This is a genomic window from Mesorhizobium sp. 1B3 (assembly GCF_050958605.1).
Lineage (GTDB): Bacteria > Pseudomonadota > Alphaproteobacteria > Rhizobiales > Rhizobiaceae.
This window is the reverse complement of record NZ_JBJHDO010000007.1, coordinates 1-17230: the sequence shown is the minus strand read 5'-3', so window position 1 is coordinate 17230 and position 17230 is coordinate 1. Positions and strand designations below refer to the sequence as shown.

Genomic DNA, 17230 nt, shown 5'->3' with positions numbered 1-17230 from the left:
TTGTTTTCGTTCGTCTTGTCTATATTCTGGATCGTAATTGAATTTGGATGAGGAATTTCTACTAAAAGAGAACGTGGCACTGCCTGCCCAAGAAATGCGAAACCAAATCCGTCCCCGGACGTTGAATTGCCAGGCGATGGTCGCCGAAAGGAGAACACGCATGGATTGGAATCGCGTCGAAGGTAACTGGAAGCAGATCAAGGGAAAGGTGAAGGAGCAATGGGGCAAGCTCACCGATGATGATCTGGACCAGATCAATGGCCGTCGCGACCAGCTCGAAGGCAAGATCCAGGAGCGCTACGGCATCGCGAAGGATCAGGTTAGCCGCGACATCGACGACTGGTACGGACGTCAGGGCTGGTAGAACCCTCGCTTGCGCACTGATTTTGAAGGCCCGCCCGCGCCAAGCGGCGGGCCTTTCAAGGCTTGCAATCTTGCCGAGGCGCTCTCCATGTCGGCATCGACCAGTTGGCCCACACCACGCGCCACTGCTTGCCGAAGCGTTTCAGTGAAGTCTTTCCTCATATCGAGCGCGCTCGCGATCGCACCGAGTTCGGCCGCGCCGCTGGCGAGCTTCAGCAGCATGGCATCGACGGTTTCGAGATAGGATCGGATCATGTGCGGATTGGCGACGATGTCGATTTCGCTCAACCCGATTGCCGGAAGCGGTTCTATGTTCACCGCGATGCCGGAAAAGCCGATGCCGGTTTTGGCTCCGTTGAGGCGGTCCGTGACGGCATCGGTGCGTAAGGTGATGCCGCCTCCGGTCGTCTCGATCACCAATCCGGGTTGGCCGATCAGGTGCTCGAGCAGGGCTGCCGTCTCGTCCTCTGTTTCGACGCGTCCGTCGTCCTTGCCCAGTAGCGTGTCGACGAGCGTCCGCGTAATCAGCCCGCTGCCGCTGGGCACGCCGTTGATCGAGAAATCGAATCCGATCTCGACATCCCGATAGACCTGGAAGGGAGAAAAGGTGAGCGTGAGGGAGCTTCCCCTCTGCCCGTAGCTCGTGAAATCCGCCAGTCCGCCGGAGCCGACATTGGAGGTGAACCCGGTTACGGAAACGTGGGAGCCGTCCAGCCCGGACGTCTCGCTGGTGTGGATACGGAAGGCATTCGGAATCTCGACAAGACGGTCGTCCACATAGTGGCGGAGCGTCACCGCCGACGCGCCCGTTCCGGCAAGCGCCGCCGAGAGCACCTGCACCATCTCGCGGTACGTGGAAACGATTCCGCCGTTGTTAGGGAAAACCGAATCCACCAACGCGCGGTCGATCGTGACGGTGGTCGTGGCGCTGCCGCCGCCATAAGGCCCGGGAAGCCCGCCATTGGTGGCCGGATCGGGGTTGTCGGCATCCACCGTGATGTCGAAGCTGATCCTGTCGTTCGCATCCGCGAAGACCAACGGCCCCGAGAAAACGAAATCCCTCGATGCCCGGGATCCTGATCGCTGGTTGTAGGTGGTGTAGCCGCCCCCGGCGTCGGGCAGCCTGATGCCGCCGATCGTTCCCGGGCTCCTGGGGTCGCCCTGCAGGATGCCTCCGCCGTCCATGTTGTAGAGCGACGTCTTCTGCAGGTCGACCGGAAGCGACCCGATTCTTACCTGCCCGTCGGCGCCGCGCGTGAACGAGGTCGTCAGCTGTTGCCAGCGCGCCTTCTCTTCGGTCTCCAATATGTCGGGGACATCCGTCGACAGCCAGTTCACGCCCGCAAAGTTGGCGGACTGCGCGATCTGGACCGTGTTTTCGACGAGGTTCGAGATTTCGGTCTGCAGGGCCGGGAGGTCAATTCCGTCGCTGGTCGCCGCCGTGAGCCTCGCCTTGATCCGATCGACAACCCCTATCGTCTTGTCCATCGCCGAATAGGCCATGTCCACGATGGAGGCCGAGACCGAGAGAATCCATGATCGTCGACAGCGAACTGGCGTCGGATCGCATGGAGGTCGAGATCGACCACTAGGCTGCGCCGTCGGCAGCTTCCCGGATGCGCAGGCCGGTTGCGATCATGTCCGTCTGCTGCGACAGCAGGGTTGCGATGGAGCGTTTCGTCTGAAGTGCCGCCATGGCGGCGATGTTCGTATGGATGCTGGACACGATGGCGACACGCGTGGAAGTAGTGGCATCAACCACGATCTTGGTTAAGCAGGGGTTAATCCGGGGCTGTCGAAGGTTAACCCGGCTGGCCGCGTGGCGCATCGAGGCGGCTGCCGGAGCGCACATGCCGGCGACCCGGCCGGAATGCCCTACGGCCGGGGGACGCGCCACAGCCGGGACAGGTTGATCGGCCGAGCCTTGCTGTCCAGGCCGAGCAGCCGGCGCGCCAGAAGCGTGCCGGCGATTGTCTGCGCCACGTTGGCGCCGGCCATGACCACTGCGAGGCCGACGATGCCAAACAGGCTCATGGCCGGCGCGGCGAGGGCGATCGCCAGCGCGCCACCTATAAGCGTGAGACGCATGAAGATCTTCTGGTGGCCTAGAAGCAGAAGGAGGTAGCCTGCGGACCCGCCGAGCGTATGCACGAACTGGCCGCAGCCCAGAATGACGGCGACGGTCAGCGCCGGCGCATAGGAGCTGTCCCAGACCGGCTCCGGCCCAAGCATGGCGAGAAGGAGCAGCCCTAACAGGCCGACGCCGGCACCGCAGCTCGCAATCGTCGCCGATGCCGTCAGCAGATGCTGCAACTGCCGCTTGCGGCTTCTGGCCCACAACTTGACGATCTGAGGCATGATCGTCGCATTGACGATGGCCAGCGGCAGGATAAGCAGCGCGGACAGCCGCAGGCCCAGCCCGTAATGCGCGGCTTCGATAGGTCCTCCGATCAAGCCGGCGATCGTCTGGTCGGAGAGCGACACGACGAGCGCGGCAAGGCTGGTCACGAGGGCCGGCCAAGCAATTGCTGCAAGCTCCGGCACGCGGGGAGAGTGCGCCCGAGAAAGGACGTCGAGCCTTCCTCGAAGCGGAAGGAACGCCGCGCCCGTGGCCAGAAACAGTCCGGCGAGCCCGGCCAGCAGGAACTGAACGACATCCGGGCGCAAGACGAGCGCCAGGGCGGCAAGGGCAAGAAGAGCAACCCCCGCACCCTGGGCGTTGGGCAGCAGCGAAGCCATGGTGATGTCGCCGCTGGCGCGATGCATTTCTGCCAGGACAGTACAAAGCGCAGCGAAAGGGATCATGGCCACGATCGCCCGGACAACCGGTCTGTCGAATCCGAGGGCGGCGAGCGCATCGGCAGGCACCGCTTGGGCGAGCAGAAGCCCGATGGAACAGGTCACCAGCGATACGCCCAGGCACAGCAGGAGCGCCGCTCGGCAGATGCTGGCCGCTTCCGCGAGATCGCGCCGCGCGAGAGCTTCGCCGAGCGATGCCGGTATCACGAAGGTCAATCCGGCCTGTGCGAGCACGGCGCCGGCTGCGATCGCCACCTGCGCGAGGAAATAGGTGCCAACATCCGATGCCGTCATCAGCGCCGGCAAGAGCAGGGCCGTGATGGCGCCCAGGGAAAGCTGCAGAATTCTGCCGCCGAATGCGATGGCGCCGGTCTTCAACAGGGCCATGACATCCTCACGCAGTGTTCAGGACGCAGCGGAAAGCGGCCGCGACAACGGCCGGTACGCGCCCGCTACCCAACCGATCACAGCCATTGCCAGAAAGGCGAGGATCAGCTCGATGGCGAAAAAGAATAGCGTGCGCGGAAAATTCATCTGCACGAGCAGATAGGCAAGCGCGACGCCGGCCACGGCGGCGACCGCCGGATTGGCTGTGAGCCGCAGCCCGAGATGCTCGATCAGCGTTCCGGCCAACACCGTGCCGGCCAAGGCGAGGAAGCAGACGAGCGCACTGCCGGAGAAGGCGGCGATGGCGACGGGACCGGGAATGGTCATGAAGACGAAATTGTCCAGGCGAGTGTAAACGGAGTGCGACATGCGCTGAAAAATGGCGTCGACGCCAGCGGCTGGTTGCTCCAGTATGGCATCGCGCAGCATTGCCATTCCGAGCACGCTGTCTGTCTCGACGGTTGCGAGGACGCCGTCGAGTCCGAGCCAGCGCATGAGGAAGAGGCTGCCGATCTCCTGTGGAATGGATCGAATGTTCGATTCGACGATCGCCTGTCGCAGCTCTTTGTCTGCGGGGCGCGGAAGCGGCCTGGCATCCGTCTTGGGGCTGGCTTTGACAAACTCCGGTTTTGCCGTCTCGCCGGCTGGCGAGCGGGGACTCGGTTCGGTTTGTACGATCACCGCGGCTTCGGCGAAGGCGACCGCGCGGTCGAAGGACACAAGCACGAGCGCGCCAATAAAAAGCGGGGCGACCACCGCCGCCATACGAAGCCAGTCCGAGAACGGGATGTGCCAGCGCCGCCAGACCCAACCCTGCCAGAGAGCGAACAGCCCGGCGCAGACGTGAAGCAGCATCTGCACGCGGCTGCCCATTGAAAGCGCTGCAAGGGAGCCCTCGACGGCTGCGATGTAGACGAGGAATGTCGGCGCCAGCTTTCGCCGTTCGACGAGCCACCAGGTGAGGCCGAGCAGCCAGAGCAGGATGCCCCAGCTCACGGCGAAGGCCACGATCACATAGAGATAAGGATGCAGGGCGAGCTTCGGCACAAATCCGACCCGCAGGATCGCGAAACTGTAGTTGAAGCCGAAGAAGGCGACGGCAGGAACGAGGGAGATCGTCAGCAGGACAGCGCCGAAGCGGGACAGAAGATCCTCGGAGGTCTCCGCCGGCGGTTTGGATTCCGTCGGCCGCAACCGAGCGATGACGACGAGGGCTATAGCAACACCGGAAAGGCCCGACGTGGCCACGAGGAGCGCCCGGTCCCACGCCTCGGCGCTTCCGGAGAACAAGCCGGTCGGCTCGTTGAACTGGGCGCTGAGCGCGAAATGAGCCACGAATTTCGCCCAAAAACCCAACCACAGAAACGCTGCGGTCAGCATCCTGAAGGGCGAGTGGCCGATAAGGATGGCGAGCGGCAAGAGCCCTCCGGCGACGAGACAGAAAAGGACTGCCCGCCATGGAGTGCCGGGATAGTGGGCCGTGGCGGGAACGGACGCGCCGGCCACGATGAGCACCGCGCCAACTGCTGCCCAGCGTTGCAGGTAGAGGTGTGGCAGGTCGGCCGTAGCGGCTATCGTTGTCATGGCAGCACCCGTTTCAGACTGGCGGCGGCGGTCGTTGCAATGAAACCCGCCGCCTTGGTCGTCAACGCTGAGGCGGGATCGCTGAGCAGCGCGCGGATAAAGCATTTCGCCGCGCGGGCGGGCCGGAGGGAGCGGCCATGCATAACGCCGCAAAGCAGAAGGGCGTTGGCCCTCGCCTTCCCCTCCATGCGCCTTATGCGCAAGGGCAGGTCCGATCGGGCGAAATAATGCTCGACCATTCGCATGGGCTCGTCGGCCCGTTCGGGCGAGGTGGGGCGATAGGTCGTGGCATTGGCGTGGATCCGGTAGTCCGCCAAAATGTGAGGCACGCGCGCGAAAGGGCCGAGCAAGGCCAGGCGCAAGAAGAAATCCAGATCGGGCAGCATGTGCAGCGATGGGTTCCAGGGGCCGGCGCGGTCATAGGCATCGCGGCGGAACAGCGCCCCGGGGCCGGGCAGGCAATGGAGTTGTCCGATCAAGCGTGCCTCGCTGTAGTCGGGCGTGATCACCACGCCTGTCGCGTTGGAAGCTGCGTCGACAAGGCCGAAATCGGGATAGGCAAGTACGGTACCTGGCCTTTCGACGAGCGCGCTCGCAGTCATGCTCACGCAAGCCGGCCGCATCAGATCGTCGGCGCTGAGATAGCCGAGCAGTTCGCCGGAAGCACGCGACCACCCTCTTGCCAGGGCGGCGCTCTGTCCGCCGTTCGGTTGCCGGATCAACTTTATCCGGTCGCTGAACGGGCGGATCATGTCGGCTGTATCGTCGGTCGAACCGTCGTCGACGACGATCACTTCGAGGCGGGTGTGATCCTGACGAAGCACACTCTCAACCGCCGAGGCGACATAGTCGCGGCAATTATAGACTGGGATGACGATGGTAACCGAAGGAGTTGAACTCACCCGAGCGCCCTCCTCGAGCGGGGTTCGAGCGCCGCAAGACGATCCCGGAGAACTCCGGCCAATCTTGGCCAGGTGTAGTTATCCCGAATGTGGGCACGCAGGCGCTGGCCCATGGGGGGCAACTCCCCTCGATCGGCGAGAAGCCGGTCCAGCCCCGCCGCCAGCCCCTCCACAGTCGCCGGCACGACTGCGCCGCCCCCGATCTCGGCGACCTCGTCGAAGCCGCATTGATCCGTCAACAGCAGGGGCAGCCCCGCGGCGCCCGCTTCCAGGCCAACCAGAGCCATCGCTTCCGCGCGGGAGGGCAGGCAGAGGAACAAGGCGCTTCCGAAGAGCGTAGACCGGCGATCCTCGTCGACATATCCGGCCAGAAAGATGCGGTCCTCGAGACCGAGTTCCACAATTCTATTGGCGAGCTGATCGCGAAGTCCGAAATCGGGCCCCGCCAGAACCAGTTGCACGTCAGGATGGCGGGCGGCGACGGAAGCAAAGGCCTCGAGGAGAAGATCAGGTCCCTTGATCGGCGCCAGCCGCCCGACAAAAAGCACGGTTCTCTTTCCTTCGGGGGGCGGGCAGGATTCGCTCGGGGTTGGCACCCCGTTGGGAAGGATGAAGATCTCGGGCGCGAGCGAACCCAGATGCTCGGTCATCTGGCTGCGCTCCAGCGCGGTAATTGCAAGAAGGGAGGCTGCATTGCGGATCATCCCGACGCCGAACAGCCGGTGGAACAGCCGGCCTATTGGGCGCGGCTCTACCAGACCGGCGAATTCTCCAGCCGGCGACAGGACATATGGACGACCGAGCATTCGCGCCAGGCGCGCTGTCGCTACGGAGAGCAGGTTCCAGTAGCCGAGGACGTGGATCCGGTCGGCGCGGCGCACCAGGCCATAGAGCGAGAGCGGATTTATCATGGGGATCGTGAATTTCAGGCGTATGGAACCTGTCGCATGGACGGGGATGCCAGCCCGTCGCAGGTCCTCGGCCAAGGAGCCGTCCTCGATGGCGACGACCTCGCATGGGGTGCCGAGCGCCGCGAGGCCAAGGGCGAGGCGGCGTGTGCGTTCCGCCGTGCCGCCGCCGCGCGCCGCGTCCAATGAAAGGGTAACAAGCAGTACTCTCAACGGCGGTCCTCGCCCCTTTGGATGGCAAGGCCATCGACATAGTTCTTCAACCGACCGGGGAAGCCCGCCGCGCCCCGTTCGCCGATCGCTCCCAGACCGGGTTCGGAGAAGCGTCGGCAGGCAAGGGAAGGCGAATACCCTCGCAAGGCCAAGGCCGCGCGCAAGGCGGGACGCGGGAGGATCGGCGTGCCGGAAATGTCGGGCCTCCCGCAGGCCGCGATAGCAAGGTCTTGCGCATAGGCGAAGTTGTTCTCGGGCGCGGCATCGTCGGTAACGACGAGGCGCGGCGGCGCATCATCGGCATGGATCATCGCGAGCAGAATTTCCGTGACGGTCTCCACGCTGACGAGATGAAAGCGACGCGTCCCGTTGAGGGATCGCCGGGCAGCAAGGCGCCATATGGGTGCCACAGCCACTTCCGCTGCCAGCGCGACGAGGTTTCGGCTTCCCGGTCCAAAGACGGCCCCGAGCCGCAAAATGGTCGTCGAGACTGGCCGGTCCGCAGCGAGCCGCTCGGACGCCAGATGCTCGCGAGCGTATTCCGTATCGGGTTCCGGCGGCGTCGCTCCGTCGACGACGATAACCTTGGTCCTTCCGTAGACATCGATGCTGCTCGCATGGAGCACGCGCCGCACGGCCGACCCCCGCAGCGCTGCGCCAAGCCGCACGCCGGCCAAGCGGCGCGTGCCGTCGCCCGTCGGGCGCAGCAGGTCGATGACCGTGGTCGCTCCATCCAGGGCGAGCCGCAGGTCCTCCGTCGAGCCGATGTCCACCTGTCGGTGCTCGATATTGGCAGCCGGCCGGGACCGGGGCTGTGTCTTGTGAAACAGGAGCCTTAGGCGGCGTTTCTCTTCCGCCGGCCAGCGTGCCGCGAGCGCCTGTCCGATCAGGCCGCTGCCGCCCAGCACGACGATCGTACCGCCGCTCTCTCGGCCCGGCAGGCATGACGTCGGCAGGCCCGTCATCGTGCCGCTTCACCTTCGCGCCAGACCGTTCGCCGAACATGCTCCGTATAGCTGAAGATGATCCGGACCACCTTTGTCGAGACGGCATCGGCACCATAATCGTCCACGTTCCGCGGCCGAAAACCCCGCTCGTGTTGTCCGCGCGTCAGGGCGACAGCGGCCAGCACCCTTTCCGGCGCGAGACCGCTCATTACTACGGTGGCCTCATCCATGCCTTCAGGGCGCTCATGGGCATTGCGGATCATGACGCCGGGAAAACCCAGGAGCGAGGCTTCCTCCGTCAGGGTGCCGCTGTCCGAGACGACGCAGGCTGCCTGCTGCTGAAGCGCTACATAGTCGAAGAAGCCGAAAGGCGGGCAGAAACGGATCAACGGACCGGCGTCGTCCAAGCCAGCCGATGCGAGCCTGCGCCGCGTGCGCGGGTGGGTCGAAACGACCACGGGCCAGCTGTAGTGACGCGCCAGGCCGTCGAGAGCTTCCCTGAAATTGCGCAGGTTACCGGCATCGTCGACATTCTCCTCGCGGTGGGCGCTGACCAGGAAATACCGTCCGGGCTCGAGCGCCTGATCACGCAGGATCGAAGAGCGCGCGATGGAGTCGCTGTGGTGGTCGAGGATCTCCTTCATGGGAGAGCCGGTCTTGATCACCGTCTCCGGCTTCAGCCCTTCGGACAGCAGATAACGACGAGCATGCTCGGTGTAGGTGAGATTGATGTCGCTCGTATGGTCGATGATGCGACGGTTGATCTCCTCCGGCACGCGCTGGTCGAATGAGCGATTGCCCGCCTCCATATGGAAAATCGGGATCCTGCGGCGCTTGGCGGCGATGACTCCAAGGCCGGTGTTGGTATCGCCCAGAAGCAGCATCGCGTCCGGCCGCTCTGCGGCGAGCACGCCATCGAAACGCTCGATGACGCGCGCGATCGTCCCGGCCGGTGTTTCCCCCGCCGCCTCCAGGAAACGGTCCGGCTTGCGCAGGCCGAGGTCGCGGAAGATGGCCCCGCTGAGTTCGTCGTCGTAATTCTGTCCGCTATGGACGAGCATGTGATCGCAGTTGCGGTCCAGTTCCTGCATCACGAGGCTCAGCTTGATGATCTCGGGCCGGGTGCCGACCAGCGTCACGACCTTCATCGGCTTCTCCATCAAGACGGGATCGTCAGGGAGCGCTGTCGAGGTCGCGCGTCGGCGGGGAGAGTGCCGTTCTTCCGCAGCATTGCGATCGTCTGTTCGAGGTCGACGACCCTGTCGAACGAACTCAGCCTGTCCCTAAGAGCAGGCTCGTCGGCTGTATCGTCGGCCCGGGCGAGCTCCGGCAGCATCGGCCTGATGGCGTAATAATCCCCGCGCCGCAGAGCGCGCGGCGCCTCCTCGTCGGAAACCATGATCTCGTGCAGCTTCTCTCCAGGCCGCCTGCCGATGCATTCGATGGCAATATCGCGATCGCCGATCATCGCCTTGGCGAGATTGATCACGGATGCCGCCATGGCATCGGGCACGAAGATGTCGCCGGGCAAGGCATCCCGCAGCGCCGCGAAGACAGTGTCGATGGCCTCGTCCAGGGTCAGCAGGAAGCGCGTCATTTCCGGCACGGTCACCGTCACAGGTCCGCCGTTGCGTATCTGCTCCTGGAACAGCGGGACGACCGAGCCGCGCGAGGAAAGCACGTTGCCATATCGCGTGCAGACGAAACGCGTGCTGGGACTCAGCACATTGGCGGCGATGAGAATCCGCTCCTGCAGGGCCTTCGTCATGCCCATCGCGTTGACGGGCTCGCAGGCCTTGTCGGTGCTGATGCCGACGACCGTCTCGACCGGCAGCCCGTGCTCCTCGATCGCTCGCACGATGTTGGCCGCGCCCATGCAGTTCGTCAGCACCGCCTGGTCCGGAAAATATTCGCAAGAAGGAACCTGCTTCAGGGCGGCCGCGTGGATGATGATATCGGCCTGCTTGGCTGCCGAACTGACGTCGGCATAGTTGCGCACGTCCCCCAGGCGGAACTGCAGGATGCTCTCGAAATTGCGGTAGAGGATATCGTCCGTTGCTGCCCAGCGCCGCAGCAAGGAGACCCGCATGTGATACTGTTTGGCCTCGTCGCGCGACAGCACGATGATCCGGCGCGGCATGCCCGCTTCGCCCGAAAGAGCACGGCGGACGAAAGTGGCGCCCATGGAGCCGGTGCCGCCGGTTACAAGGACGGTCTTTCCGCTCAGCACGCCGTTGGGATGGTTCATATGGATCGTCATCGCTACCGGTCTTCCGTCAGGCCTTCACGAAGCTCGGCCAGCATGCGGCTCCAGCTCGGCGGGTTGTAGTCATGGACTTGGTTGAAGAGGCTGCCGTCCAGGCTGCGATCCACGACGATCCTGTCGTCCGGAACGATCTCGACCGGCAGATCGAGGGCTTTCTTGATCGCCATGAGCAGGCTGAATTTGTCGATTGGCTGAGAGGCGACGTGATAGAGACCATGCGCTTCGGGTTTCCACTCCACGAGCATGCGGATGACCCTGCCGAATTCGTGTGTCGTAAGTCCTGAAAAGACCGCTCTGGTGAAGCCGCGGATTTCGCCATGCTGCGCCATCAGCCATTCGAGCAGACCGCGCTTGCGCGATAATTCGCGTCCGATGATGGACGTCCTCAGCGTAAGGCAGCCGGGCGCCACAACCTCACCCAGGAATTTGGTCCGGCCATAGACGTCTTCCGCATCGGCATTGTCGGTCTCGCGATAAAGCCCTCGGCTGCCCGAAAACACGCAATCGGTGCTGACATGGATCAAGCGAGCACCACGTTCGCGACACAGCGTGGCAAGCCTGTGGGGGAGCAAGGCGTTGATCTCGATGGCGAGCCGCCGGTCGTCGGCGTCGTCGCGCTGCTTGACGATCCCGATGGCATTGATGACCACCTGGGGCTCGAAGATGTGGACGACTTGCTCGATGGAGCCGAAATCGAGGGCGTCGACGTCGCAGAAGCACTTGCCCGAGTTGAGGACCGGGAAAGCCGCATAGCGCTCGAACGGTCCTCTGAGCGTGACCGCCGCATCGTGCCTGCCTTCGAACTCCGCGAGCAGCCGATGGCCAAGCATGCCGTCACCGCCGAGGATCAGGATGCGCATGCGCGTTTCCCCAGCAACTCGTCGAACCAGTTTTCGAGACGCTCGACGATGTGATCGAGGGCGAACTCACGTGAATAGTATGACCGTCCTGCCTCGCCCATCGCCTGCCGGGCAGGCGCGTCCAATTCGGACAGGCGGATTGCGGCCCTTGCGAGCGCTGCCGCATCTCCCGCCGGGCAACTGTATCCAGCCCGCGCTTCCTCCACGATGCGAGCTGTTTCGCCATCCGTGGCCGCCAGGATCGGCCGTCCCGCGGCCAGATAGGTCTGCAGCTTCGAGGGCACGGTAAGGGCGAACAGCGGATCCCTGCGCAAGGTCACCAGCAAGGCGTCGGCTTGTTCTAAGAGAGCGGGCATGGCGTGAGCAGGGAATGGGCCGACCATCGCCACCGTGTCCTGCAGTCCATCGAGATCGATGCGTGAACGAAGGGCTGCACGCTGCCGGCCGTCTCCGGCGAGAATCCATTTTATGTGTTGCAGATGGCGAGTTTGCTTCGCGGCTTCGAGCACGGTTTCAAGCCCTTGCGCCACGCCGAAATTGCCGGTGAACAGGATGCGGAATCCCTCCGGGAAGCCTGCTTCCGACGGGCCCGATGGGGACGATTTTTCCGGTTCTGGATTGGCGGGGTTGGGCAGGTAGCGAACGTCGCTGCCCGGCGCCAAGGTCAGGATCTTCTCTTCGAAAGCGCGGGAGGAAATCGCGATGATGTCCGACCGCCGGTAGAGGAAGCGGACGAAGCTTCTGACCCTGCCGATGATCGCCTGATTCCGCGTGGCGCCGGTCGCGGCCAGGCTCTCCGGCCACAGATCCTGCACCCAGAAGACGATCGGAATTCCGCTTAGCCACTTGACCGCCAGCGCAGGGAGGCCGACGGTCACGGGCGAGGGTTGGAAGACGAAGACGACATCCGCCTTTTTCCACAGAAATGGAACAGCCAGCGTGGCGGAGACGGCGAAGGAAAGATAATTGAGGGCTAGCCGAAGACCCTTGGCGCGTCCGCGCGGGATCAAGGGCACGCGCACGACCTCGATGGAATCGTGTTTGTCGCGGCGTGGCGCAAAACCCCGATATCCAGAAAAGACCCGGCCATGTGGGTAATTCGGCATCCCGGTCAGGACCTTCACATCATGGCCCCGAGCCGCGAGCCGCTCGGAAATTGTATTGATGACGAAATTCTCTGGCTTATAGTATTGCGATACTATGATTATCTTGTGCACAAGTCCTGATTGAAACGAGGGCTTGCGATCATCCATCCCTCAATTCCCTCTGTGATTTCCGGCAATTCTATCTCTTCGGATTCTTCGTCAGGCATTGCCGGCGAGAATTGCGAGACAATTCAGAACTTTGCCCGGCCGCTTACTCCGGGTCAACCGCTCCAGGGGCGAGGCAACTTCGCCGTGCGGAAGCTTTCGAGCCTACCCGTCCAGCACGGAGCGAACCTTCGCCGCCAGCTCGTCTATGCTGAAGGGCTTGGCGAGCAGGCTGGTGCCTGGGGCCAGTATGCCGTCCTGTACGATGGCGTCGCGCGTGTAGCCCGTGGTGTAGAGCACCTTGATGCCGGGCCGCCTGCCGCGGGCGAGCTCGGCCAGGTCCCGTCCCGACATTTCCGGCATCACGACGTCGGTGAAGAGCAGCGACACGTCGCGACCTTCCTCCAGCAGGCGCAACGCATCGGTCGGGCGCGCCGCCTCCATCACGCTGTAGCCGAGGTCGCGCAGCGCCTCGACCGAGAGGGCGCGGACCCTGTCCTCGTCCTCGACCACCATGATGATCTCCCCCGGCGATCCGCGATGCGAGCACGCCCGATCGGCCTGCACAGGCTCCTCGAGCCCGCCGCGATAGCGGGGCAGATAGATTTTCACGGTCGTGCCGCCGCCAAGCTGCGAGTGAATCTTCACATGGCCGCCGGACTGGCGCACGAAGCCGTAGACCTGGCTCAGGCCGAGCCCGGTGCCCTTGCCGACACCCTTCGTCGTGTAGAAGGGATCGAAAGCCTTGGCCATCACCTCCGGCGTCATGCCTTCGCCCGTATCGGCGACAGCGATCAGCACATATTCGCCGGGCGGGATGGCGAACTCCCTGGCGAAGACGTCGTCGACCAGGGCGTTGGAGGTTTCGATGGTCAGCCGCCCGCCACCCGGCATGGCATCGCGGGCGTTGACCGAGAGGTTCAATATGGCGTTCTCGAGCTGCCCGGGGTCGGCCTTCACCTGCCACAATCCCGGGCCGAGGACCGTCTGAACGACGATGGGTTCGCCGAGCGTGCGGGCGAGCAGTTCGCTCATGTCGGCCACCATGCGGTTGGGCTTGAGCGGTTCGGGCGAGAGCGGCTGCTGGCGCGAGAAGGCCAGCAAACGCTGGGTCAGGTTCGCGGCACGCTGGGCGGCGTCTATGGCGCCCTCGATGAAGCGCTCGACATCGGTCTCGCCCTTGGCGAGCTTGCGCTGCAACAGGTTCAACCCGCCCAGGATGACGGCCAGCATGTTGTTGAAGTCGTGTGCGATGCCCCCGGTGAGCTGGCCGACGGCTTCCATCTTCTGGAACTGCCGGAGCTGGTCTTCCGCCCTGGAACGTTCGTACACCTCGTCCAGCACCCGCTGCTCCAGCGTCGCGTTGAGGGCCTGCAGTTCCGCTTCTGCCTGGCGGGCTTCGGTGATGTCGACATTGACGCCGATCATGCCGACGAATTCGCGACGTGGGCCGAAGCGCGGCTGGGCGCTGGTGGTGACGGTGCGGTAGACGCCGTCCGCGCGGCGCATCCGGGTCTCGATGGAGAAATTGCGATGCCGCTTCATGGCGTCGTGGAATGGCGCAAGCAATGAGCAGTCGTCGGGATGAATCGTGCCCGACCAGTCGAATCCTGTCACCCCGTCGGGCTCCACGCCCCAGAATTCGCGCTGGGCCTTGTTGAGATAGAGGCAGCGTCCGGCCTCGTCGCCCATCCACAGCATGACCGGCGCATCCTCGGCCACCAGCCGGAATCGCTCCTCGCTCTCGCGCAGCGCGAATTCGTGGCGTTTCCTGTCGGTGACGTCGTGGCCCTGGATGAAGACGCCGGTGATATCCCCGCCTTCCGCGACGACCGGCTGGCAAACGAAGTCGAGGTAACGTTCGTCGACGCGGTCGCGATGCCGGAGCGCCACGCGCGCCGAGCGGGCGACGAAGGGCTGGGCGGTTCTGTAGACCTGATCGAGCAGTTGAGGGAGGCCCTGGCGCACCGCCTCGGGGAAAGCTTCTTCCGCAGTCTTGTCGATGACGTCGCGATAGCCGATCAGCTCCCGGAACGCCTCGTTGACCATCGTGAATCTGTGGCTGGGGCCGGTGACGAGAGCGATGAAGCCTGGCGCCTGCTCGAAGAGCCGGCGCAGGCTCTCGCGCTCGCCGCGAAGCTCGCGCCCAGCGCGGATCTTGGCTGTCGTCTCGACCACGATCCCCATGACCCCGGCCGGCCGGCCGTCCTCGTCGAGAAGCGGCGAATAGTCGAGATTCATCCAGACTTGCTCTGGCTCGCCGTTGCGGTAAAGGGTCAACTCCTGGTCGCGATAGGCGAGGGTGCCGCCGGAGAGACAGACCTTCATGACATTGTCGTTGAAGTCGGCCACTTCCGGCCAGCCCTCGCGCACCTTGGAGCCGAACAGATCGGGGTGGCGCCCGCCGGCGAATTTCGAATAGGCATCGTTGTAGATCATGACACCGTCATCGCCCCAAAGCGTGACGATCGGGACCGGCGAAAGCAGGATCAGCGAAAGCGAGGATTTCAGGCTGGGCGGCCATGAAGCGATCGCACCGAGCGAAGTCCGTGTCCAGTCGTATCGCGCAATGAGCGATGCAGCTTCTCCGCCTCCGGAAAGAAACGGAAGTTCGACGGCGTCGTGCGGCAACGTGATCCGATCCCCTCGGCAAGACTGTACCCCGAACTTACACAATGTCCAGCGTGGTCTTCCGGTTCCATCCGCGCAGCTATTTGCAGCCATGGATCAACCATGTTGATATTTTCGGAAACGACGGCGCGCTCGAGGAGGCGGGCGCCGAACAGGCCTGGCGCCTGGCCGACGAAACCGGAATGCTCTTGCCGCGTTTGGATGCTGTTGCGGGGTTCCCGACGAGCGCCTATCGCATGGGCCGTAGCATGCCAGTGAAGAATGTTTTCATCGCGTTGCTTGTTCTTGTCTTGCTTGCTGTGATGGCCGGCGTGGTCGCTATCCTCCTTTCACGCGAGCAGGCCACGGTTGCCGCCCGGATGGGGCACGGACCCAATGAGGCTGGACAGATGGAAACCGCCCGGAACCAAACCGACGGCCCGGCGATTGAGGCGGAATGGAAAAGCACCGCGCAAAACACAACGCCAAGACCGGAACCAGCCTTGTAGGGGGGCAGCACCGGCGGACGCCCGGTCGTGCCGAAGACCGGGAAACGCTCGACGAGCAACTGCTCGAGGGGCTGGAAGATACATTCCCCGCGAGCGATCCGGTGTCGGTGACGTCGACGTCGATCAGCGGCGGGCCGAAAACGCGAGAAAGTTGACGAAGAGCCTTCAGCATACGCCTGAACCCAGCTCAGCGACGCCAGGCTATTCCATTTGGCTGCAAAAATGCGCCAGAGCTGCGGGCCAAAAGCTGGCCAGCCTCCATGTCGATGATGTACAGATATTTGCAACAGAAGTTCATGGATCGTTCGGGCACACTGCGGCGTCGAGCTTGTCGGCGGCGCAGGATGTAAGGAAGGAGCTTCAGTGATGAGAATAATCGTTCTCGCAGGGATCCTCGCCCTCTCGGCTTCAACTTCGTTCGGACAGACCGGCACTGCGCCGCAGCCAACTGGCCCCGATGCGCCCGCAGCCTCCGGGTCGGGCGGTCAGGCCGCCGCTCAGCCCGGCGGTCCCGCGAATCTCTGCCAGGAGCTGCTGGCCTTCATGAAGGCGCCACCGCCGCCGCCCACTGCTACGGCGGCTGCCAAGCCGGCCGCCGCCGAGAAGCCGGCCTCCGCTCAGCAGGACGCCGCCAAGCCGGGACCGGCACAGCAGGGAACGACCGGTTCGGGCGATCCAGCCAAAACCGAGGCTGGAACGGGATCTGCGCAGAAGATCACCGGACAGGACGGTGTAGCGACCGATGCACCGGAACCCGCCAAAGACAATGCTGCCAGCGGATCGGCGACGAACGCGCCGCAGAAAGAGAGCAGGGCGGCGCCGCTGCCGCCCGCGGATGTGACGAGTACGCCCAAAGAGACCATCCTGGAGATGGCCAGGGCAGAGGAACTGGCTACGGCCAATGACATCGCGCAATGCCAGAAGACAGCGCGCGACTTGCGGGTGGCGGGCGTCGCCCTGCCTCCGCCGCTGATTGCACTGGCGGCGCTCGACCTGCAATATCAGCAGAAGTCAGGCGCGCCGGCAGGCACGGAAGTGCCGGCGGGAGAGCAAGGGACCGTACCGCAAACGCCGGCGCCGCAATGATGAGACGGGTCGCTTCAAAGCAGCAGGAAAGGAGTGGCGGGATGGGCATGATCTTCGCGGGAATTGTGGTCGCTGTCGTGGTCGCCGTCGGCGCAGGCTATTTTTTTCAGACCCGGCAGGAACCGGCTTGGCAGGTGTTCAGCACCGAAAGCACACGGGTGGGTGATCCCGGACATAATCTGGTTGGGCAGAATTGGACGGGCGAGCCTGGCAACGCCTCTCGCGGCAACGGGGATGCGACGTCGTCCTAAGGCGCTGCCGGGTTTATTGAATCGCTTTTAACAGATCGCATCCTGCGACACCCCCTCTGTCCTGCCGGACATCTCCCCCACAAGGCTACGAGATTTCACACATCCGGCGGAGCTTTCTGGAGCGCCTCTCATCCGACCGCGCTTGGCGCGGCCACCTTCTCCCACAAGGGGAGAAGGGGGAGTTTTGCAGAAGCGCTCCTGCCAATCGCAAATGCTGGCGATTGGCATGAGCGCTGCGGCCGTCTTGCCTTCTCCCCTTGTGGGAGAAGGTGGCCGACAAGCTTGTGACGCGGCC

The 17230-nt window shown here is 64.0% G+C and carries 16 protein-coding genes; 4 read left to right on the top strand and 12 right to left on the bottom strand.

Features of this window, described 5'->3' with window-relative positions; all coding sequences use genetic code 11:
* Nucleotides 1–160: 160 nt before the first annotated feature.
* Nucleotides 161–364, top strand: a complete 204-nt coding sequence (locus ACCO56_RS19130) for a CsbD family protein (RefSeq protein WP_433642432.1) — start codon at nucleotides 161–163, stop codon at nucleotides 362–364.
* On the opposite strand, the gene ACCO56_RS19125 is transcribed toward ACCO56_RS19130, so the two are convergent.
* The 12 genes from ACCO56_RS19125 to ACCO56_RS19070 all read right to left on the bottom strand — a co-directional run bounded on the left by ACCO56_RS19125 (nucleotide 352) and on the right by ACCO56_RS19070 (nucleotide 15110).
* A complete protein-coding gene (locus ACCO56_RS19125) occupies nucleotides 352–1875 on the bottom strand; it encodes a flagellin (protein ID WP_433642751.1) in 1524 nt (507 codons plus the stop codon). The two genes, ACCO56_RS19130 and ACCO56_RS19125, sit on opposite strands and share 13 nt — an antisense overlap.
* A 76-nt stretch (nucleotides 1876–1951) precedes the next feature.
* Nucleotides 1952–2125: a hypothetical protein gene (locus ACCO56_RS19120; RefSeq protein ID WP_433642430.1), complete on the bottom strand. Its 174-nt coding sequence runs from the start codon at nucleotides 2123–2125 to the stop codon at nucleotides 1952–1954.
* 113 nt (nucleotides 2126–2238) lie between these two features.
* The gene (locus tag ACCO56_RS19115; RefSeq protein WP_433642429.1) at nucleotides 2239–3549 is read right to left on the bottom strand and encodes a lipopolysaccharide biosynthesis protein; all 1311 of its coding nucleotides are present in this window, start codon (nucleotides 3547–3549) and stop codon (nucleotides 2239–2241) included.
* Between the two features lie 18 nt (nucleotides 3550–3567).
* Nucleotides 3568–5133, bottom strand: a complete 1566-nt coding sequence (locus tag ACCO56_RS19110) for a hypothetical protein (RefSeq protein WP_433642428.1) — start codon at nucleotides 5131–5133, stop codon at nucleotides 3568–3570.
* Nucleotides 5130–6035 (bottom strand): glycosyltransferase, encoded by a 906-nt coding sequence (locus tag ACCO56_RS19105; RefSeq protein ID WP_433642427.1) that lies wholly within the window; start codon nucleotides 6033–6035, stop codon nucleotides 5130–5132. The genes ACCO56_RS19110 and ACCO56_RS19105 overlap by 4 nt, the downstream gene beginning before the upstream one ends.
* Entirely contained in the window at nucleotides 6032–7156 is a 1125-nt protein-coding gene (locus ACCO56_RS19100; protein ID WP_433642426.1) for a glycosyltransferase, read from the bottom strand. The genes ACCO56_RS19105 and ACCO56_RS19100 overlap by 4 nt, the downstream gene beginning before the upstream one ends.
* Nucleotides 7153–8121: an NAD-dependent epimerase/dehydratase family protein gene (locus ACCO56_RS19095; protein ID WP_433642425.1), complete on the bottom strand. Its 969-nt coding sequence runs from the start codon at nucleotides 8119–8121 to the stop codon at nucleotides 7153–7155. Before ACCO56_RS19095 ends, ACCO56_RS19100 begins: the two co-directional genes overlap by 4 nt.
* Nucleotides 8118–9251 (bottom strand): UDP-N-acetyl glucosamine 2-epimerase, encoded by a 1134-nt coding sequence (locus ACCO56_RS19090; RefSeq protein WP_433642424.1) that lies wholly within the window; start codon nucleotides 9249–9251, stop codon nucleotides 8118–8120. Before ACCO56_RS19090 ends, ACCO56_RS19095 begins: the two co-directional genes overlap by 4 nt.
* 11 nt (nucleotides 9252–9262) lie before the next feature.
* Nucleotides 9263–10363 carry a polysaccharide biosynthesis protein gene (locus ACCO56_RS19085; RefSeq protein WP_433642423.1) on the bottom strand — a complete coding sequence of 367 codons (1101 nt, stop codon included), beginning with the start codon at nucleotides 10361–10363 and terminating at the stop codon, nucleotides 9263–9265.
* Between the two features lie 2 nt (nucleotides 10364–10365).
* Nucleotides 10366–11229 carry a dTDP-4-dehydrorhamnose reductase family protein gene (locus ACCO56_RS19080; protein ID WP_433642422.1) on the bottom strand — a complete coding sequence of 288 codons (864 nt, stop codon included), beginning with the start codon at nucleotides 11227–11229 and terminating at the stop codon, nucleotides 10366–10368.
* Nucleotides 11217–12482: a glycosyltransferase family 4 protein gene (locus ACCO56_RS19075; protein ID WP_433642420.1), complete on the bottom strand. Its 1266-nt coding sequence runs from the start codon at nucleotides 12480–12482 to the stop codon at nucleotides 11217–11219. Before ACCO56_RS19075 ends, ACCO56_RS19080 begins: the two co-directional genes overlap by 13 nt.
* Before the next feature lie 162 nt (nucleotides 12483–12644).
* Nucleotides 12645–15110 (bottom strand): PAS domain S-box protein, encoded by a 2466-nt coding sequence (locus tag ACCO56_RS19070; RefSeq protein WP_433642419.1) that lies wholly within the window; start codon nucleotides 15108–15110, stop codon nucleotides 12645–12647.
* Between the two features lie 44 nt (nucleotides 15111–15154).
* On the opposite strand from ACCO56_RS19070, the gene ACCO56_RS19065 reads away from it, so the two are divergent.
* From ACCO56_RS19065 to ACCO56_RS19055, 3 genes are all read left to right on the top strand, one after another.
* Nucleotides 15155–15598, top strand: a complete 444-nt coding sequence (locus ACCO56_RS19065) for a hypothetical protein (protein WP_433642418.1) — start codon at nucleotides 15155–15157, stop codon at nucleotides 15596–15598.
* A gap of 366 nt (nucleotides 15599–15964) precedes the next feature.
* Nucleotides 15965–16684: a hypothetical protein gene (locus ACCO56_RS19060; RefSeq protein WP_433642417.1), complete on the top strand. Its 720-nt coding sequence runs from the start codon at nucleotides 15965–15967 to the stop codon at nucleotides 16682–16684.
* 41 nt (nucleotides 16685–16725) lie between these two features.
* The gene (locus ACCO56_RS19055; RefSeq protein ID WP_433642416.1) at nucleotides 16726–16935 is read left to right on the top strand and encodes a hypothetical protein; all 210 of its coding nucleotides are present in this window, start codon (nucleotides 16726–16728) and stop codon (nucleotides 16933–16935) included.
* Nucleotides 16936–17230: the final 295 nt, after the last annotated feature.